Below are 16,982 nucleotides of genomic sequence, written 5' to 3'. Positions count from 1 at the left end.
TTAAGCAATTTTATCCCCGTTTCTTATTTCCCATTCCAAAAGGAAAAGATTATATAACTCGTCAATATTGTGTTTAATATTGTTTTCGGGAATACTTATTGGCGATCCGTACATGGCATTGTTGCGTTTGCGTAACCATTTTTTAGTGCCCGATGCCTTATTAATGTATACCTCAGGATTTTTAACATGTACTATTATAAAGCGGTGATTAAATACCTTCCTGATAGTGAATTCTGTAATGTCTTCCCACTTTATATGTCCTACACCTATATTTGTTGAATAATCGGTTATTCCGGTTTCATCCACAATAACCGCAGGTTTATTATTCATAAGGAAAAGAAAAGCGAATACTGATAATGCTCCAAAAAATACTATAGCTGCACTGCCCACTATATTTTCCAGTCCGGGTATAAGTTTCATAGGCTTGTCTAAAATATAGAAGCCGGCAGCAACAAATAGTACCGAACCCAAAAAGGCAAAGAATAGCTTGGTCTTGTTACGTTTAATTATTTTCTTTTCCATTGTTTTTTTAGAGGTTTAAATACGTTTTACAAATATGTTCGGGAAAGTTTAGGAATAGCCGGAGTCCAAATTTAATTAAAATAAACAACTCATCCCCGTTATTCTACAGTTCGGTAAAACACTTTTTAATAGGTGTGTTTTTGTTTGGATATTTGTCTCATCAAAATCAAACAATTATTAATTAAAAAACGAACAGTCATGATTAGATTAATTACAGTTATAGTTTTATTTGTGAGCAGTATGGTTAGTGCACAAAGCCAGTATGAAACAGGAATGCAGAAAGCATTCGATCTTTGGGGGCAGGGTAAAAATTCAGAAGCTTCGGCAATGTTTGAAAGGATAGCTGCAGCAGAAAAAGACAATTGGATCCCGAATTACTATGTAGCGCTTATAAATACGATTGATGCGTTTCAGACAAAGGATAAAGAAAAAGTAAACGCCCTATTAACCAAGGCACAGGATGCACAGGATTTGGCAACACTTGTTTCTCCTGATAACCCCGAACTGATGGTAATGCAGGCAATGATACATACAGCATGGATAGCCTATGACCCAATGACAAACGGAATGAAACTATCTGCAACGGTAAAACAGATTTATGCAAAAGCAAAGCAAACAGCACCAGATAACCCGCGTGTAGTGTTTTGTTCGGCAGAATTTGACATGGGAGGAGCAGCTTATTTTGGTCAGGATACTACACCTATGTGTGCTGAAATTGAGCGTTCTCTAACTCTTTTTGCTAACTTTAAGGCGGAAACACCTTTTTACCCTAGCTGGGGACTGGACAGGGCACAACAAAAAGCAGAAGAGTGTAAAAAATAGTTATATAGATAATAAAATAAGGCAATAAGAATGTTGGAATTAGATAAGATAAGTTTGGTGTGGATAATAATGCCTTTTTTTATAGGAGGAATAGTATATACAAAAATAGTAAGACATAAAACCGGCAACCCTTTGCGGGACAGTGTTAAAAACTTACAGGTTATGATTACTATTACCGCTGTAGTGTTAGTCGTGCTTTTATTCTCACTTTCACCAACAGCTGTATTAGGCAGTTTTGGATACCCGCATGAGCTTGAAGATATAAACAATCAGGAAAAACTACTTGAACTGTTACAGGATTATAACAAGGCAATTGTAAGGACAACAGAAGTGGTTTACTGGTTACTTTTTATAAGTATATTTTGGATACTAACGGCAGTATACCAATTATTAAAGGTTTATAAGGATAAACTGGATAAGGAAACAGCAAAACAATATGAAACTACTAGTTAAAGAGTTATTCAGGGTAATAATAATGGGCTGTATAATTTTTTTTATAGTCCTGTTATTTCTTATGGCAAACGGTAAATCGTTTACCTGGAACAGAGCACTTTTAGTAAACTTTATGTTTGTTATGCTGTATAGCATATGTCTTTATACGGTTAACTCTTTAATGTTTAAGTTTTTTGACCGAAAGTATGGTAAGGGCATTATAACGGCAAAAAGGTTTGTGATTGGTGTAAGCAGTTCGCTTTTGGTATCTCTGGTTATAATTTTTATACTGCGCGTTTTTGAGGATGTTGTGGTGCAGGGGTATACAATGGCAAGATTTATAAAGGAAGAAAAGATAGCAAACTATTTTTTAGCCTTTATATTAACCCTGATAGTTGATATAGGTTTTCATGTGTTTTATGTTTACAAGCGTTACCAGGAAAACCAGGTAAAAAAGCAAAAGATAATTGCAGGTACAGCCTCGGCACAGTTTGAAACCTTAAAAAATCAGATAGACCCGCATTTTCTTTTCAATAGCCTTAACGTTTTAAGTTCGTTAATAGAGGAAAATCCGGAGAACGCACAACGGTTTACCACTTCACTCTCTAAAATATACCGCTATGTACTGGAACAAAGGGATAAAGAGGTGGTAAGTGTACAGGAAGAGCTTTCGTTTGCAAAAACATATATGAACCTTCTAAAGATGAGGTTTGAGAACAGTCTGTTTTATGATGCTCCAACCGAGCTGATAAACCCCGAAGGGAAAGTGGTACCGCTATCGTTGCAACTATTACTGGAAAATACAATTAAGCATAATGTAGTGAGCCCCCAAAGGCCGCTGCATATTAAGATTTATGAAAAAGACGGTTACCTGGTGGTAGAAAACACTCTGCAGAAAAAAGAAGTGCTGCAGGATAGGAAAGGCGTTGGTTTGCAAAATATAGTAAATCGTTATGCCATATTAACCAACAGGAAGATGGAGATAGAGCAAACCGAAGAATGTTTCAGGGTATACTTACCCGTACTAACAAAACAGGTGTCAATTATGGAACCGGTATATTACAATGACGAGGAAAATGATTATTACAAAGCCCAAAAGAGGGTAGAGGATATAAAAGGGTTTTACGGAAACCTGATGTCTTATCTTGTTATCATACCGGGGCTTGGTATATTAAACTATGTTACCTCTCCCGGCTATTACTGGTTTTTATTTCCAGCTTTAGGCTGGGGATTAGGTGTTGTAATTCACGGTTTTAATGTGTTTAATTTCATGCCTTTTTTAGGAAGGGACTGGGAGGAGAAAAAGATAAAAGAGTTTATAGATAAGGAGAAATCCAACAAATGGCAGTAAGTATGAGGTATTACGACGAATTTGATAAGAATAGTGTTTTATATCAGAAAACCAAAAGAAAGGTAAGAGATCTAAGAGCTTTTTATATTCATTTTATTTGTTACCTGATAAGTATAATTGCCATGCTAGTGTTGCTGGATCTCACTTTCAAACCGTTGCTGTACTGGTTCTTTATAATAACAGCCAGTTGGGGATTAGGAGTCTTTTTAAATGCGATGAAGGTATTTGGCTTTTATCCTTTTTTAGGGAAGAAGTGGGAGAAGAAAAAAATGAAAGAATTAATACAAAAAGAGAAATCCTATAAAAAACAATAGTTATGGATAATTTTTATGACAAATCAGAACAGGAAAGGCTATTGTACAGAAAAGCCAGAAAGAAAGTAAAAGAACTTCGCGGGTTTTATTATCACCTAACCTGCTATATAGTAATAATGCCGTTACTAATTTTTATAAACCTTAGATTTAGTCCTGAGTTTTTATGGTTCTTTTTCTCACTTATAGGCTGGGGAATGGGACTTGGTTTTCATGCTATGGAGGTATTTGGTTACAATCCGTTTTTAGGTAAGGGATGGGAAGATCGAAAACTGAGGGAACTCATGGAAAAGGAAAGACAGGATCGTGCAAAATATGAGTAGCTATGAAAAATACCTCTGAAAAACAGCAGATAGATAAAGTGCACAAAAGGGTTGAAAGCATTAAGGGTTTTTACATGCACCTGGCGATATACCTAACAGTAAATATCCTGTTTTTTATATTTTGGTGTGTCGACTCCTGGATGCCGAAAACATTTTGGAAGCCTTCTTTTTTCATCATGATTGTTATAGCGGGTTCAGCAGTATTAGCCCATGGATTATTTGTATTTGGAGCAAAATATATTTTGCCAAAAGATTGGGAAGAAAAGCAAATAAAAAAAATAATGTCTAAAAACAAAAAAGAGTCTTAAATCTAATTATGGAAAATTCATTTGAAGAAAGAGAAAGGTTAGAGCGTGCCAAAAAGAAAGTAAAATCTATTAAAGGGTTTTACAGGCACCTTACCGTTTATCTGTTTGTTAATGCATTTATATTGATATCACGTGCAATTGGTATGGAACCGGGTGAGGATTTTTGGCGGTGGGGCACCTTTAGTACTGCCCTTTTTTGGGGTATGGGATTACTGCTTCATGCTGCCAGTGTTTTTGGGACTACTATCTTTTTTGGTTCAGACTGGGAAGAGCGCAAGCTTAATGAAATATTGGAAAAGAATAAGAAGGCTAAAAAAGAAAACCGCTGGGAGTAACAATACTATCTTTTATAACAAATTAACCGCCAACCAATGAATGTTTTAATTATAGAAGACGAAAAGCCTGCTGCAAGGCTGTTGCAAAGAAAACTTCAAAAACTTAATCTGGAAGCAGGTACCATGCTGCACTCTGTAGAGGAAGCAATAGACTGGTTTCAGAATAACGAACATCCTGATCTTATATTTCTTGACATACAACTTTCTGACGGACTCTCGTTTGAAATATTTGATGCTGTGCCTATAAGCAGTGCGATAATTTTTACTACCGCTTATGATGAGTATGCGCTTAGAGCCTTTAAGCTTAATAGTATAGATTATTTACTAAAGCCGATAGATGAGGAAGACTTAGAAGTAGCTGTAAACAAGTACCGCGAAAGGATTCCGGCAAGCCAGGAGTTTTCTTTTGATTTTAATCAGATAAAACAGATGCTGGTTAATCCTCTTGAAAAGAACTATAAAAAGCGTTTTACCATAAAAATGGGGCAGCGCCTTAAAATGATCAATATAGACGATGCCGAATGTTTTTATAGTGAAAACAAGGGCACCTATATCCATACGAACGACGGGAGGGATTATCTTCTTGATGGTACACTGGAACAGCTGGAAAGCGAACTGGATCCATCAAAATTCTATCGTGTGAGCCGTAAGTTTATCGTTTCGGTAAATGCAATTAAAGATATTGTGATGTATACCAATTCCCGCCTTAAACTGGTCCTGAATACCTATAATGAAGATGATGTAATTGTAAGCCGCGAGCGCGTTAACGATTTTAGGGAATGGTTGGGATAACCCCATAAAAAAAAACTGTTCTGCAAATCATTATCTGATTACAGAACAGTTTCAAAATGTGTAGTTTCCCAGAGGGAAATAAGGTTACTCAAAAACCGATAAAATTTCCTTTTTGGCTTTACCTAATTTCTTTTCGAGCTTCCCCCACATTTCATCTTCTTTGCCTTCTTCATACATTAGATCATCATCTGTAAGTTCGGCATATTTCTGTTTAAGTTTTCCTTTAAACTCATTCCAGTTCCCTTTCATTTCTTCTTTGTTAGGCATAGCTTTTTTATTTTAAGTTGTTTATTTATTTAGTATAAAGTTACCAACTTAATATTACTAATACCAGATGTTTAGTACAACTTTAACCCTGCCTTAAAAGTATGTGAAAGCTTAGTCTGCCTGTTGAGGTATAACCGTTTTTCGGGTAGTTTCCAGCCAAATGTAATACTGTATACCAAACAGTATAGACGCTGTTACTAAATGTATGGTTTGAGAGCCGAACGGAAAGTCAAGATAATACATTGCAACACCCGATGCTATTTCAACCAACAGCAATAACATGACCCAGTTTATTTTACTGTAGCCAAGATTAAGCTTTTTGTTTCGAAGGTATAGCCATAGGTTAACACCAAAAACAACAAAAGAGAAAGTCCTGTGGATATAGAAGGTTACTTCAGGGCTGTTGAGAATCAGGTTCATGTTGTCGTAACCTAACGACTTTATCTGCTCGTCCACAAACTGGCGTACCTGTGTACCTAAAACAACCTGAATCATGGTAAGCATGATTGATACCACAAGAAGGGTTTTAAACAGTTTGTCCTGCTTAAAGCTGCCTGCATTTTCTTTAGCCTTGTGCAGTATGTATAAAATAATACCCACAATTACTAAAGCCATGACCATATGGATGGTAATTTTTACAGGATTTAGTACTGAATATACCACTGTAGCGCCTAACCATGCCTGAAAGCCCATTAGGAATACGGTAATCCAGGAAAGGAGTATGATGTTTGTTTTCTTTTTGTTGTAGACTACTACTGCCATTACAGCCATTATAAATACCGCTAGTCCGGCCAATGCCCCAACTAAACGGTTTATATATTCAACCCAGGTATGCACAGGGTTAAACTCGGCATAATCGTGTTTGGTGTATGCTTCCCAGTTACCTTCGTTATAACTCTCGCCTGTAGTAAACGTTTCTTTTGCAACCCAAAGTTTCTCATCCTTTATAATAACCTGTCCTTTACCAAATTCATGGTTAGGACTCCAGTTAAGCTCGGTAACATCAGTAGGAGGTATGTAATAGCCAAAACATCTTGGCCAGTCAGGACACCCCATACCCGAACCTGTCATACGTACTAAAGCACCTGCCACAATTACAAGGTAAACCAATACCAGGGCAGTTTTTGCAGTTTTTATAAAGTTTAGTTTCATTTTTCTTTGAGTTTCAAAATTTCTGATTTACAAAGTCGCAAAGTTACTTTTAGTACGGTTTGGCTTATATGATCTATATCATGTATAGAAGCTACTCTGCTGCTCAGTTACTTTTTTATTAACCCCATTTTTTTAGCCTTAGCCATCATAAAGTCATGCGCAGCCTGATACTCGTTAGGTATTTCTCCTTCCAGTATGGCTTCTTTAATGGCTTCCTTAAGCTGGCCTATCTCACGTGAAGGTTTCAGGTTAAATATTTCCATAATCTCTTCGCCCGATATAGGGGGCTGGAAATTACGTACATGATCCCTTTCTTCAACCTCTACTATTTTTTGTCGTACTATCTTAAAGTTATTGTGGTACTTTTTAAATTTCTGAGCATTTTTAGTGGTAATGTCTGCGGCACAAAGCGTCATTAGATCATCTACATCTTCACCGGCATCAAAAATTAATCTGCGTACTGCCGAATCTGTTACAATATCCTGAGCCAGTACAATAGGGCGGGAGCTAAGCATAACCATTTTAGCCACATATTTCATTTTGTGGTTTAGCGGCATATGCAGCCTTTCAAACAGCCTTTTTACCATTTTACCTCCAAGGAATTCATGCCCGTGGAATGTCCATCCGTGTTTTTTGCTGAATTTCTTTGTTGGTGCTTTACCTATATCATGTAGTAATGCTGCCCAACGCAGCCAAACATCATCAGTATTCGGAGCAATATTATCTACTACTTCCAGAGTGTGGTAAAAATTGTCTTTATGGGTTTGTCCTTCCACTTCTTCCACACCCTGAAGTGCGGTAAGTTCCGGAAGAATAATGTTTAATAAACCAGTTTCATGAAGCAGCTTAAAGCCTATAGACGGCACAGGAGCCATCAAAATCTTATTAAGCTCGTCTACAATACGTTCTCCCGATATTATTTTAATACGTTCCTTATTCCTGTTTATCGCTTTCAGTGACTCTTCCTCAATCGTAAAGTTAAGCTGTGCGGCAAAGCGTATGGCACGCATCATGCGTAACGGATCATCCGAATAAGTAATATCAGGATCTAAAGGTGTACGTATAATTTTATTCTTAAGGTCTTGAATCCCGTTAAAAGGATCTACAAGCCTGCCGTAGTCATTTTTGTTAAGTGATAATGCCAGTGCATTAATGGTAAAGTCCCTGCGGTTCTGGTCGTCTTCAAGTGTGCCGTTTTCCACAACAGGGTTTCGGCTTTCGCTACTGTAAGATTCCTTACGGGCACCTACGAACTCAATATCTATAAAGTCGCCTTTGTTTTCTTCAAAACGAAGCATGGCTGTACCATAGTTTTTAAAAACCTGAACTTTAGGAGTGTTAGGCAATAGGGAAGAAATCTCTTTTGCCAGTGTAATACCACTGCCTACAGCAACGATATCTATATCTTTTTTAAAATCCCTTTTTAAAAGAAAATCCCTTACAAACCCGCCTATTACATAACTTTCTAAGTTAAGTTGAGCAGCGGCCTGTGAGGCGATTTCAAATATCCTGTTATTTAGAGCTTCTTTGTATGAAGTATTGTTTTCCATTAAGGTCTTATCACTTTTACCTGTAAATCGTTGCCAAGCTTGATAATTGTAGAAGGCTTTGCGGCAACTTTATCATGGTGCAAATTTACGATATAGTCCACTCCGTCCAAAATATGATGGTCTATTTCTTTAAAAGAATTAGGGGTTGGCATCCCACTTATATTAGCAGAAGTGGAAACAAGCGGTTTTTTCATGCGTTCCATTAGCTTGTAGCAAAACGGTTCTTTCACCAGTCGCATGCCTAAAGTATTGTCTGATGCTATAATATTCTTAGCTACATTTCTGGGGTTATCCAGTATAAGTGTAGTGGGCTTATCAGAAAGATCCAGTATTTGCCATGCCACTTCTGGAATTTCATTAAAAACATTGTAAAGCATGCGCTCGCCATTCATAAGTACAATCATACTTTTGCTTTCCTCACGCTGCTTTAGGGTGTATATTTTCTTTACGGCCTCTTCGTTTGTAGCATCGCAGCCTATTCCCCATACGGTATCGGTAGGGTAAAGAATGATACCTCCGTTTTTAATTACCTCATAGGCATTGTGTACCTCTTCATTTATTTTATCTGTGCTCATGGCTAATTTGTATAACTGTTTAAAATGTCTACAATCGTTTTTATTTCTTCATTGGTAAGTACGGGGCTTATTGGCAGGCTCAGTACTTCGTTATGTATCTGTTCGGTTATCGGGAAAGATAAATGGCTATACTCCGTGTAAGCTTCCTGTTGGTAAGGAGGTGTAGGGTAGTGTATAAGTGTTTGCACGCCATTATCTGATAAATGTTTTTGAAGCTTATCCCTGTTTTGAGTGCGTACAACAAACAAATGCCAAACATGCTTCAGGTTACTTGTTATTGCATTCACTTTTGGCAGTATAATCTCCCTATTAGTAATGTTATCACTATAGTATTGTGCTATCTCCCGGCGCTTTTGGTTTTCGGCTTCTAGGTAATTAAGCTTTACCGAAAGCACGGCAGCCTGTATTTCATCCAGTCTTGAGTTGAGTCCCTTATACTGATTTACATATTTTTTTTGCGAACCATAATTGGCCAGTGTGCGTATGGTTTTTGCCAGTTCATCATCATTAGTTGTAACAGCACCGGCATCGCCCAGGGCTCCAAGATTTTTCCCCGGATAAAAACTAAGACCGGCAGCATCACCCAGGTTCCCTGTTTTTGTTCCATTCCAGTTAGCGCCTATGGACTGAGCGTTATCCTCTATAATTTTCAGGTTATGTTTTTTTGCTAATTCTGTTAGCAAATTACTGTAAGCCACCTGACCATAAAGGTGAACAACCATTATGGCTTTTGTCTTTTTGGTAATCTTATCTTCAATCAGTGAGAAGTCTATATTGTAAGTATCAATGTCGGGTTCTGTAAAAACAGGTATAAGTCCGTTATCGGTAATACTCAGTATCGATGCAATGTATGTATTGGCCGGAACTATAACTTCGTCTCCCGGCTGCATTATGCCAAGCTCAATATAGCCTTTAAATATAAGCCTCAAAGCATCCAGCCCGTTAGCGACACCTATGGCATGGCTACAGCCAATGTAATCACTAAGCTTCTCTTCAAAAGCTTTTACTTCTTCGCCTAATAAATACCACCCGTTCCTAAAGGTTTTAAGCAGGCGTTCCTCTATTTCCTGCTGGTGCTGCAGGTTTATTTTTTGTATGTCGAGGAATTTTATCATTGACTAAATTTTTATAAAAATACTATTAATCCTTAATATTGAGTAGGGTTTTAACCCAGTTTTCCTGACTGTACTTTTTATAGATATGTTCTGGAAGCTCCTCATAAGGTGTGTTTAGAAATTCCGAAGGGAGTGATTTTGTCTCCGGGGTCCAGATAAAAACATTATTTGGATTGTAAAAATCATAGTCCTTTATATCCGGATTGGTGGTAATCAGTTTTTTGCCGAGTCCCATGGCTTCATATACCCTAAAGGATAGCCCGCGCTGTATATCCTTGTGAATATCCAGTATAATACGGGATTTTCTCATGTACTCTTTTGTTTCTTTAAAAGAGATGTGTTTGTCTATAAATTCAACCGATTTTGGTGCATCTGTAACATCGGGTAATGTTTCGGCATACTGTTTTATCACCACTTTTTGGTTTTGGGCCTCCAGTGCTTTAGCTATTTTAGCTATAAGCGGATACCTTGAATCGTATGATGCAAGGAAGAACAGGTCATAGTCATAATCAGTTAACCTTTCCTCGTGGAAGTAAAAGTTAGTGATAAGGTTAATATTATAATCTTTGGCATCTTTAGGCTCAAAGGTAAATGCCTCATCAAAATACTGTATGGTATGGGCTGCCGGGATGTGGTCAAACGAATCCCAGTAGTAGGCTACGCTATGACTGGCTTTTTTGGTCAGTTTTTTTAAATGCTGAGGTAATACCAGTTCGGCAGAAATCATTACCAGATAATCATAATGGCTTTCCAGTCCGTATAGGTTCTGTTCGCTGGCCTTAATTTTTTTAAGGTTTTTGTTCAGGAATATTTTAAAAAGAAAGTTTTGTACCTTTTCCCATGTATTCCTGTACTTGTAGTTTTTATATAGAACGGTGGTTACCTCACAACCCGAATATTTTTTGAATCCCTCTTCAAAAACTTTATAAAGGTCGTAGCGTCCGTTACTTAAAAATAATAGTTTTTTTTCCATTTATATAGTGTCACCTTTATCAAAAAAGACAGTGTTAACCCAGTTGTCTATAGTGTATTTATAGTATATATTTTCGTCTAACGGCTCATATGGCGTTTCAAAAAACGAAGCTTCAATTATAGGATTATCAGCATCTACAATCAGTATGTTATTCGGATTGTAAAAATCATAATCCTTTATGGTTTTGTTAGTCGTTATCAGTTTCTTCTGGTAGCATAGGGCATCAAACACCCTAAAGCTAAGCCCGGTTTGATTAACCCTAACAATATCTATAAAAACCTTTGCATTGCTCATGTATTCGTCAAGCCTGTCCAGCTTTATAATGTCCCTTTGGTAACTAATATTAGTGTTTAGGCCAGTAGGTTTATGTTTGCCTACCAGCATAAAGTTGTAATTAATGTTTATAGTATCCAGCCTGTTTGCTATTGCGTTAAGCGTCTGCAACCTTTCGTCTACAGAAAGTATCATGAATGCTCCATAAGTAACTTCATTAGGCTGTTGTAGCGGTTTTTTGTCCATATAGATATAATTGCTTATGGGCGAAAATCCGTATTGGGCAACATCATCACTGTCAAAAGATAATATTTTGTCAAAAATATTATCCAGCAAATGGTCTATAGGGTAGCGTTTGGAACTGTCATACAGATAAGCAATATACTCTTTAGTGTAACTCTTTATTTTTTTATGAATAGCTACAGGTATAAGTTCGGGGTTAATAACCAGTATTTTGTCCTGTGTACCTAACTTATTGAGCTCCTTTAAAATATATTGTTGCTGCTTTATCTTTTTTATATTTCTCTTAAAAACAACTTTACTTAAAAAATTAGTGATCTTGTGAAAAGGTGTGGGGTATTTATACTTAAATTTCCCGGTATTAATATGGTATGCCTCTATATTTTTGTCTTTAAGGGCTCTTACTATATGTTTGTCGTACTCCCAGTGGTCAAAGCTAATAAGGCATATTTTCATTTGAATAGATTTTTAGAGAAAGGCTTATAACTCATAAATTATTGCAAAAATATTATTTTTAACTATGGATTTGTTTAAAAAATAATATTTTAAAACAAATTATGATTCCATTATTATTTTGGTATTTTTGCCCCCTTTAACAATTGTAGGCAAGTTAAAAGTATGTTATTATGAAGAATATACATGTCGGATTCCTTTTGTCCTATGACTATGAGAAGCTCAAACTGGCTATTCCTCCAGTGTATGATGGGGCCGACAGGATTTTTATTGCCTTTGATGAAAACTTTAATACCTGGTCAGGAAACAAATTTGAGGTAGATCCTTCCTTTTTTAAATGGATAGAGGAGTTTGATGTTGATAATAAAATTGAATTCTATAAAGACAACTTTTATATACCTACTCTTAATGCCATACAAAACGATACACGTGAAAGGCATTTACTGGGGTTAAAAATGGGTATAGGCAATTGGCTTATTCAGGTCGATAGTGATGAGTATTTTATAGATTTTGCACGATTTGTAAAAGAGCTTAGAAAGTATGACAGTTATCTGGATAATCCGGAAAAGCACCCTATACAGTTTGCCGGTTTCCATATTAACTTATACAAATATCTTGAAGACGGGCTGCTTTATGTAAATAAGCCTACCAAGTTACTGCTGGCAACTAATTATCCTAATTACAAAAATGCCAAGAACACAAAAGAAAGGATAATATACCACGATACTTTTATCCTGCATGAAGGCCTTGCCAGAACCGAAGATGAGCTTGAGCTTAAATTAGCTAACTGGGGGCATATGCATGAGATAAATATGACCTTTCTTGATAAATGGAAAATGGCTAATAAAGATAATTACCATACCATTAAAGATGTTTTTTATCTTGACCCGGGAATATGGAAAGAGTTGGGCTACTTACCTTCTAAGTCGCTTGCAGATTTAAAAGAACTTGTTGCTAAAGATGAAAACCTGCAACTGTCTAAAACAAAACTTTTCTTTAAGAACTTTGGGCAGTGGTTTAAACATTCCAAAATTAAAAAGCCAGGCTATAAGCCTTATTACGAAAAATATTTTAATGATTAAAACAGGTTAACTAACCTGTTTTTTTATATCTAATTCGTTGCTATTTTTTGTTTCAGTTTAAGTGAATCTGAAAGTGGTGCGCCTTTTAGTAGAAGGAAAAACACAGGCCAGTTTTTAGGTTTAAATATACTGCTGAAAAAATATTTGATAAGCAGAAACAGAAATACCAAAAAATAACCTGCAATGCCATAGTGTTTAAGCATAATATAAAACAGCGAAATGCGCAGTTCCTTTTTTATTGCTATCGATTTTTCGGTACTTGCACCGTGATAGTGAATGAACTCTGCCGAAGGGATAAGGTATGCATATTTGCCCTTTTTCCTTAGGCGTTTGCATAAGTCGGTTTCCTCATAATAAAGAAAGATGTTTGTGTCAAATCCGCCCACCTCATTAAAATCTTCCGAACGTATAAACATAAAGCTACCCGGAACAAAATTTACCTTTACAGGTTCTATATACCGTTTTTTGCGTTTAGGATATTGCTTCGGATTTATTTTCTCCAGAAAACTACGCCCGAAAATTTCGCGGGCAGGTGAGGCAAAGTGATCCAGAGAAATCATAAAGTCACCATTAGGTTTGAATGATTGTCCGCCGGCAATACCTATATCATTGTTTTTTTCAAGATTGTCTTTTAATATGTTAAGGCAATCGTTTATAAATAGTGTATCGTTATTGATAAACGCAAGGTATTTTGCGTTTGCATGCTGAACACCAATCATGTTTCCTCCTCCAAATCCGGTATTGATTTTGCTTCTTACCAGTTGAATGTTAGGGAAATCAATTGTTTCGCATACCTGTTTAAGATTTTGGTAATCCTCATATTCAGAGCAGTTATCAACGATTATAATCTGATAATTCAGTGTATTTGAGGTACTTTTAATTATCGATTTTACACAATCGGCAGTAAGTGTTCCTGAGTTATAATGAACAAGTATAACTGCTATATCAAACATAGGTGAGGCTGTTTTTTTGTTGCTGCAATTTATTGTTTTTGTAAAGTAATAACAAAAAAAACAATAGTTTTGCAAAAGCCCGTATTTAAAACATAATTATGCGTACTTCTTTACTAGTATCTACTTATAACTGGCCACAGGCCCTGAAGGTGGTTTTTAAAAGCCTTAAAGAGCAAACGGTACTTCCTGATGAGGTGCTTATTGCCGATGACGGTTCTAAAGAAGAAACGAAATTGCTTATAGAGCAGTTTAAAAATGAAATAAGTATACCTGTAAAACACTTTTGGCAGGAAGATAACGGTTTCAGGAAATCCAAAATACTTAATAAAGCAGTTGCAGGTAGTGACAGTGATTATATTATACAAATTGATGGTGACTGCATTATGCACCGCAATTTTATAGAAGACCATATTAATGCAGCAGAACGCAATATGTATTTATACGGAGCGAGGGTAAATATACTTGAAGATGCCGTAAAAGAGGTGTTGGAGAATAAGATCACTTCCTTTAGTTTTTTTTCTAAGCTGATAAAAAATAAAACCCGTAGCCTGCATATTCCCTTTTTAGCCGGAATGTATAAACCCCATAAAGAATACTCAGATAAATTTAGGGGATGTAATGTTTCTTACTGGAAAAGCGATTTTATAGCCGTAAACGGTTATAACGAAAGTTTTGAAGGCTGGGGCAGGGAGGACTCAGATCTTGTTATTCGAATGGGCAATAACGGCGTTATAGCAAAAAGGCTGCGTTATGCAGGTATTGTTTTCCATATTCACCATAAGATAAACTCAAGGGACAATTTTGAGGCAAACGAGAGGATACAGCAGGAAACTATAGAAAAGAAAATAATCCGCTGTGAGCAGGGGGTAGATCAGTACCTGTAGTTTATTAGTCTACTTTCCTGTATTTCATCCATAATTGCAGGTATCGTTTAAATACCGAAAATGAGTGTATGTAAGCCAGTATAAAGCCTTCTTTTCCGTCAAGTATACCTAGCCTGTAAAAATACTGCCAGCAAAAACGGTAAAACGGCCTGAAAAGAAAATGATAGGCATTTGGCCGTACTTTTTTGCTATACAGGTTTTCTGCCTGTAGTTTACTGTAAAGATTCAGTTTGCCATTATAATTGTCAAAGCTTTTATAGCTGTAATGGTCAACTTTTTCCTTTAGTGTAGATACTTTTCCTTTAGCGGTTATAACCTCATGTACTAACCCGGTGTACTTGCAATATTGTTTGTTAAATACCCTTATTGCTTTATCGGTTCTCCATCCGCCAAAACGTATGTGTTTACCCATAAAGTGAAATTTACGTTTTACAAAATAGGCTACAGCACCATCATTATTGGCAACCACCTGTTTTATTTCGTTTTCAAGAGAAGGGGTAACAATTTCGTCAAGGTCAAAAAACAATATCCAGTCGTTTGATGCCTGTTCAATGGCAAAGTTTCTTTGGCTGGAAAAGTCCTTAAACTCGTTTTGGATGAATTTTACATTTAGCTTTTCTGCCATTTCTTTAGTAGCATCTGTACTAAAAGAATCCACTACAATAATCTCGTCTGCAAACGATAAACTCTCCACATATCTATTTATATTGTCTTCCTCATTAAAAGTAATAGCTAGTGCGGTTATTTTCTGACTCAAATTATTTTGTGGCATAAAATGGTATATATTGGCAAATGTAATAATTTTACACTATTAAAATTTTAAAAAATAATGGCTAAATTACCAGTTTTAATGTATCATAACGTGTCCGCTTTCAACGAAAAAAGCAAAGGACTGACAATTTCGCAACAAAAGCTGGAAGAGCAGTTTAGCTATATCGCATACAAGTATACTACTTTTCATTTATCCGAACTCGAAAAAAATAAAAATATTCCTGAGAAAAGTATTGTTATAACTTTTGATGATGTTACGGTAAATCAATTGGAGTTTGCCATGCCCTTATTAAAAAAGTATAACCTTAAGGCTACGTTCTTTATACCGTTTAATTATGTAGGTAAATCGGACCTATGGAATGAGGGTTCAGAACCTATTATGACCGTAGAGCAATTGCAGTCTTTAGATAGTGAACTGATAGAGCTTAGCTATCATTCTTTTATGCACAGGCGCTATGCCCAAATGAGTGATGAGGAGATAAATGAGGATTTTAAAAACTGTAATGATTTCATCAGTCAGAATAACCTTGAGGTATATCCTGCGGTAGCTTATCCTTATGGTAATTATCCTAAAAAAGAACCTGCAAAATCGCATTTTAAGCAATTGCTTGAACAAAATGGAATGAAAATGGCCCTTAAGATAGGAAATCGTATAAATGCTTTCCCGTTAAAGGAAAAGTATGAAATACAGCGTATAGATGTAAAAGGGGAGTACAGCCTGTTTAAGTTTAAGCTAAAGCTAAAGTTTGGGAAGCTTAAATTATTTTAGTCCTCGTTGTAATAAAAGCAGTTTTGCATAGCGGGACAAAACCCCATAGGCATTAATACTTGCCAGTGCCAGTCCCGGTATACCGTCTAAAAAGCCTCTTTTTATTATGTAAGTGTGGAAAAAACGGTACATCGGCTTAAATATCAAGTGGAAATAGGTAACCTTTTTTCCTTTCTTGAAGCCCATACCTGCCTGGAACCACGCATAAGAATCCTTTTTTTGCAGCCAGTTAAAAAAGCCTTTGTAGGTATAGTGAACCATAAAGTTCTTAAGTTCGCCTATACTGCCGTTTATATGCAGTTTTTCATGAACATCTCCCGTAAACTTAATATCCTTGTTTTTTACCAGTCGGGTTACACGGTCAACCTTATGGTATAAAAACCTGTTCATGTAAAAATGCAGAAACTTTATTTTGTATCCTTCATTTTTAGGATTAGCAATAGTATCCTGGATTTCAAACCATAATTTTTGTGTAGCGCGCTCATCGGCGTCCATAAACAGAATCCAGTCGCCGGTAGCATAAGGAAGGGCAAAGTTTTTTTGTGCAGAAAAATTGTCAAACTTCCTTTCTATAACCTTGCATCCCAATGCAAGAGCCTTTTCTTTAGTGCTGTCGGTACTGTAAGAGTCAATAACAATAATCTCATATGCTTCCCTTACCGATTTGATTGCATCTTCTATGTAGGCCTCTTCGTTATATGCCGGGATAATTACAGAAAGTTTATTCAT

The 16,982-nt window shown here is 36.3% G+C and carries 22 protein-coding genes; 11 read left to right on the top strand and 11 right to left on the bottom strand.

Annotation, left to right across the window (positions count from 1 at the left end):
* Positions 1–522 (bottom strand): STM3941 family protein, encoded by a 522-nt coding sequence (locus FUA48_RS17825; protein WP_147584852.1) that lies wholly within the window; start codon positions 520–522, stop codon positions 1–3.
* A 198-nt stretch (positions 523–720) separates the two neighbouring features.
* Here FUA48_RS17825 and FUA48_RS17820 point away from each other — a divergent pair, with 198 nt between their 5' ends.
* The 8 genes from FUA48_RS17820 to FUA48_RS17785 all read left to right on the top strand — a co-directional run bounded on the left by FUA48_RS17820 (position 721) and on the right by FUA48_RS17785 (position 5,196).
* Positions 721–1,344, top strand: coding sequence for a hypothetical protein (locus tag FUA48_RS17820; RefSeq protein WP_147584851.1), 624 nt, complete (start codon positions 721–723; stop codon positions 1,342–1,344).
* A gap of 162 nt (positions 1,345–1,506) precedes the next feature.
* On the top strand, positions 1,507–1,797 hold the full coding sequence (locus FUA48_RS17815; RefSeq protein WP_147584850.1) for a hypothetical protein: 291 nt from the start codon (positions 1,507–1,509) through the stop codon (positions 1,795–1,797).
* Positions 1,781–3,127: a 2TM domain-containing protein gene (locus FUA48_RS17810; RefSeq protein WP_147584849.1), complete on the top strand. Its 1,347-nt coding sequence runs from the start codon at positions 1,781–1,783 to the stop codon at positions 3,125–3,127. The genes FUA48_RS17815 and FUA48_RS17810 overlap by 17 nt, the downstream gene beginning before the upstream one ends.
* Positions 3,118–3,441, top strand: a complete 324-nt coding sequence (locus FUA48_RS17805) for a 2TM domain-containing protein (protein ID WP_147584848.1) — start codon at positions 3,118–3,120, stop codon at positions 3,439–3,441. The genes FUA48_RS17810 and FUA48_RS17805 overlap by 10 nt, the downstream gene beginning before the upstream one ends.
* Positions 3,442–3,443: 2 nt before the next feature.
* Complete coding sequence (locus tag FUA48_RS17800) at positions 3,444–3,761, top strand: 2TM domain-containing protein (RefSeq protein WP_147584847.1); 318 nt, start codon at positions 3,444–3,446, stop codon at positions 3,759–3,761.
* A 2-nt stretch (positions 3,762–3,763) separates the two neighbouring features.
* Positions 3,764–4,069 carry a 2TM domain-containing protein gene (locus FUA48_RS17795; RefSeq protein WP_147584846.1) on the top strand — a complete coding sequence of 102 codons (306 nt, stop codon included), beginning with the start codon at positions 3,764–3,766 and terminating at the stop codon, positions 4,067–4,069.
* 8 nt (positions 4,070–4,077) lie between these two features.
* The gene (locus tag FUA48_RS17790; protein ID WP_147584845.1) at positions 4,078–4,404 is read left to right on the top strand and encodes a 2TM domain-containing protein; all 327 of its coding nucleotides are present in this window, start codon (positions 4,078–4,080) and stop codon (positions 4,402–4,404) included.
* A 36-nt stretch (positions 4,405–4,440) separates the two neighbouring features.
* Positions 4,441–5,196, top strand: a complete 756-nt coding sequence (locus FUA48_RS17785; RefSeq protein ID WP_147584844.1) for a LytR/AlgR family response regulator transcription factor — start codon at positions 4,441–4,443, stop codon at positions 5,194–5,196.
* An 84-nt stretch (positions 5,197–5,280) separates the two neighbouring features.
* Here FUA48_RS17785 and FUA48_RS17780 read toward each other — a convergent pair whose 3' ends face one another.
* The 7 genes from FUA48_RS17780 to FUA48_RS17750 form a co-directional block, all read right to left on the bottom strand.
* Positions 5,281–5,463 (bottom strand): CsbD family protein, encoded by a 183-nt coding sequence (locus FUA48_RS17780; RefSeq protein WP_147584843.1) that lies wholly within the window; start codon positions 5,461–5,463, stop codon positions 5,281–5,283.
* Positions 5,464–5,574: 111 nt separating this feature from the next.
* Positions 5,575–6,615, bottom strand: a complete 1,041-nt coding sequence (locus FUA48_RS17775) for a COX15/CtaA family protein (RefSeq protein WP_147584842.1) — start codon at positions 6,613–6,615, stop codon at positions 5,575–5,577.
* Between the two features lie 107 nt (positions 6,616–6,722).
* Entirely contained in the window at positions 6,723–8,165 is a 1,443-nt protein-coding gene (locus FUA48_RS17770) for a CCA tRNA nucleotidyltransferase (RefSeq protein ID WP_147584841.1), read from the bottom strand.
* Positions 8,165–8,740 (bottom strand): L-threonylcarbamoyladenylate synthase, encoded by a 576-nt coding sequence (locus tag FUA48_RS17765; protein ID WP_147584840.1) that lies wholly within the window; start codon positions 8,738–8,740, stop codon positions 8,165–8,167. Before FUA48_RS17765 ends, FUA48_RS17770 begins: the two co-directional genes overlap by 1 nt.
* Before the next feature lie 2 nt (positions 8,741–8,742).
* Positions 8,743–9,855: a DegT/DnrJ/EryC1/StrS family aminotransferase gene (locus FUA48_RS17760; RefSeq protein ID WP_147584839.1), complete on the bottom strand. Its 1,113-nt coding sequence runs from the start codon at positions 9,853–9,855 to the stop codon at positions 8,743–8,745.
* 25 nt (positions 9,856–9,880) lie between these two features.
* Complete coding sequence (locus tag FUA48_RS17755) at positions 9,881–10,828, bottom strand: hypothetical protein (protein WP_147584838.1); 948 nt, start codon at positions 10,826–10,828, stop codon at positions 9,881–9,883.
* Positions 10,829–11,797, bottom strand: coding sequence for a hypothetical protein (locus FUA48_RS17750; protein ID WP_147584837.1), 969 nt, complete (start codon positions 11,795–11,797; stop codon positions 10,829–10,831). It lies immediately after the preceding gene.
* A 170-nt stretch (positions 11,798–11,967) separates the two neighbouring features.
* On the opposite strand from FUA48_RS17750, the gene FUA48_RS17745 reads away from it, so the two are divergent.
* Positions 11,968–12,876, top strand: coding sequence for a hypothetical protein (locus FUA48_RS17745; protein WP_147584836.1), 909 nt, complete (start codon positions 11,968–11,970; stop codon positions 12,874–12,876).
* A gap of 29 nt (positions 12,877–12,905) precedes the next feature.
* Here the strand turns inward: FUA48_RS17745 and FUA48_RS17740 are convergent, their stop codons facing one another.
* A complete protein-coding gene (locus FUA48_RS17740; protein ID WP_147584835.1) occupies positions 12,906–13,829 on the bottom strand; it encodes a glycosyltransferase family 2 protein in 924 nt (307 codons plus the stop codon).
* Positions 13,830–13,927: 98 nt separating this feature from the next.
* Between FUA48_RS17740 and FUA48_RS17735 the strand changes: the two genes are divergently transcribed.
* On the top strand, positions 13,928–14,713 hold the full coding sequence (locus FUA48_RS17735) for a glycosyltransferase family 2 protein (protein ID WP_147584834.1): 786 nt from the start codon (positions 13,928–13,930) through the stop codon (positions 14,711–14,713).
* Between the two features lie 4 nt (positions 14,714–14,717).
* Here FUA48_RS17735 and FUA48_RS17730 read toward each other — a convergent pair whose 3' ends face one another.
* A complete protein-coding gene (locus FUA48_RS17730) occupies positions 14,718–15,485 on the bottom strand; it encodes a glycosyltransferase family 2 protein (RefSeq protein WP_147584833.1) in 768 nt (255 codons plus the stop codon).
* A gap of 57 nt (positions 15,486–15,542) precedes the next feature.
* On the opposite strand from FUA48_RS17730, the gene FUA48_RS17725 reads away from it, so the two are divergent.
* Positions 15,543–16,253: a polysaccharide deacetylase family protein gene (locus FUA48_RS17725; RefSeq protein ID WP_147584832.1), complete on the top strand. Its 711-nt coding sequence runs from the start codon at positions 15,543–15,545 to the stop codon at positions 16,251–16,253.
* On the opposite strand, the gene FUA48_RS17720 is transcribed toward FUA48_RS17725, so the two are convergent.
* Positions 16,245–16,982, bottom strand: a complete 738-nt coding sequence (locus FUA48_RS17720; protein ID WP_147584831.1) for a glycosyltransferase family 2 protein — start codon at positions 16,980–16,982, stop codon at positions 16,245–16,247. The two genes, FUA48_RS17725 and FUA48_RS17720, sit on opposite strands and share 9 nt — an antisense overlap.

It is taken from the genome of Flavobacterium alkalisoli (assembly GCF_008000935.1).
GTDB lineage: Bacteria > Bacteroidota > Bacteroidia > Flavobacteriales > Flavobacteriaceae > Flavobacterium > Flavobacterium alkalisoli.
The sequence above is the reverse complement of the archived record's forward strand: the minus strand, read 5'-3'. Positions and strand labels throughout refer to the sequence as shown.

Bases quoted from the DNA above. Each gene is read 5' to 3' on its own strand.
- FUA48_RS17725 (WP_147584832.1), top strand. From the start codon at position 15,543: ATGGCTAAATTACCAGTTTTAATGTATCATAACGTGTCCGCTTTCAAC.
- FUA48_RS17770 (WP_147584841.1), bottom strand. From the start codon at position 8,165: ATGGAAAACAATACTTCATACAAAGAAGCTCTAAATAACAGGATATTT.
- FUA48_RS17825 (WP_147584852.1), bottom strand. From the start codon at position 522: ATGGAAAAGAAAATAATTAAACGTAACAAGACCAAGCTATTCTTTGCC.
- FUA48_RS17720 (WP_147584831.1), bottom strand. From the start codon at position 16,982: ATGAATAAACTTTCTGTAATTATCCCGGCATATAACGAAGAGGCCTAC.
- FUA48_RS17810 (WP_147584849.1), top strand. From the start codon at position 1,781: ATGAAACTACTAGTTAAAGAGTTATTCAGGGTAATAATAATGGGCTGT.
- FUA48_RS17785 (WP_147584844.1), top strand. From the start codon at position 4,441: ATGAATGTTTTAATTATAGAAGACGAAAAGCCTGCTGCAAGGCTGTTG.
- FUA48_RS17805 (WP_147584848.1), top strand. From the start codon at position 3,118: ATGGCAGTAAGTATGAGGTATTACGACGAATTTGATAAGAATAGTGTT.
- FUA48_RS17745 (WP_147584836.1), top strand. From the start codon at position 11,968: ATGAAGAATATACATGTCGGATTCCTTTTGTCCTATGACTATGAGAAG.
- FUA48_RS17735 (WP_147584834.1), top strand. From the start codon at position 13,928: ATGCGTACTTCTTTACTAGTATCTACTTATAACTGGCCACAGGCCCTG.
- FUA48_RS17780 (WP_147584843.1), bottom strand. From the start codon at position 5,463: ATGCCTAACAAAGAAGAAATGAAAGGGAACTGGAATGAGTTTAAAGGA.
- FUA48_RS17740 (WP_147584835.1), bottom strand. From the start codon at position 13,829: ATGTTTGATATAGCAGTTATACTTGTTCATTATAACTCAGGAACACTT.
- FUA48_RS17790 (WP_147584845.1), top strand. From the start codon at position 4,078: ATGGAAAATTCATTTGAAGAAAGAGAAAGGTTAGAGCGTGCCAAAAAG.
- FUA48_RS17750 (WP_147584837.1), bottom strand. From the start codon at position 11,797: ATGAAAATATGCCTTATTAGCTTTGACCACTGGGAGTACGACAAACAT.
- FUA48_RS17755 (WP_147584838.1), bottom strand. From the start codon at position 10,828: ATGGAAAAAAAACTATTATTTTTAAGTAACGGACGCTACGACCTTTAT.
- FUA48_RS17775 (WP_147584842.1), bottom strand. From the start codon at position 6,615: ATGAAACTAAACTTTATAAAAACTGCAAAAACTGCCCTGGTATTGGTT.
- FUA48_RS17730 (WP_147584833.1), bottom strand. From the start codon at position 15,485: ATGCCACAAAATAATTTGAGTCAGAAAATAACCGCACTAGCTATTACT.
- FUA48_RS17800 (WP_147584847.1), top strand. From the start codon at position 3,444: ATGGATAATTTTTATGACAAATCAGAACAGGAAAGGCTATTGTACAGA.
- FUA48_RS17765 (WP_147584840.1), bottom strand. From the start codon at position 8,740: ATGAGCACAGATAAAATAAATGAAGAGGTACACAATGCCTATGAGGTA.
- FUA48_RS17820 (WP_147584851.1), top strand. From the start codon at position 721: ATGATTAGATTAATTACAGTTATAGTTTTATTTGTGAGCAGTATGGTT.
- FUA48_RS17815 (WP_147584850.1), top strand. From the start codon at position 1,507: ATGATTACTATTACCGCTGTAGTGTTAGTCGTGCTTTTATTCTCACTT.
- FUA48_RS17795 (WP_147584846.1), top strand. From the start codon at position 3,764: ATGAAAAATACCTCTGAAAAACAGCAGATAGATAAAGTGCACAAAAGG.
- FUA48_RS17760 (WP_147584839.1), bottom strand. From the start codon at position 9,855: ATGATAAAATTCCTCGACATACAAAAAATAAACCTGCAGCACCAGCAG.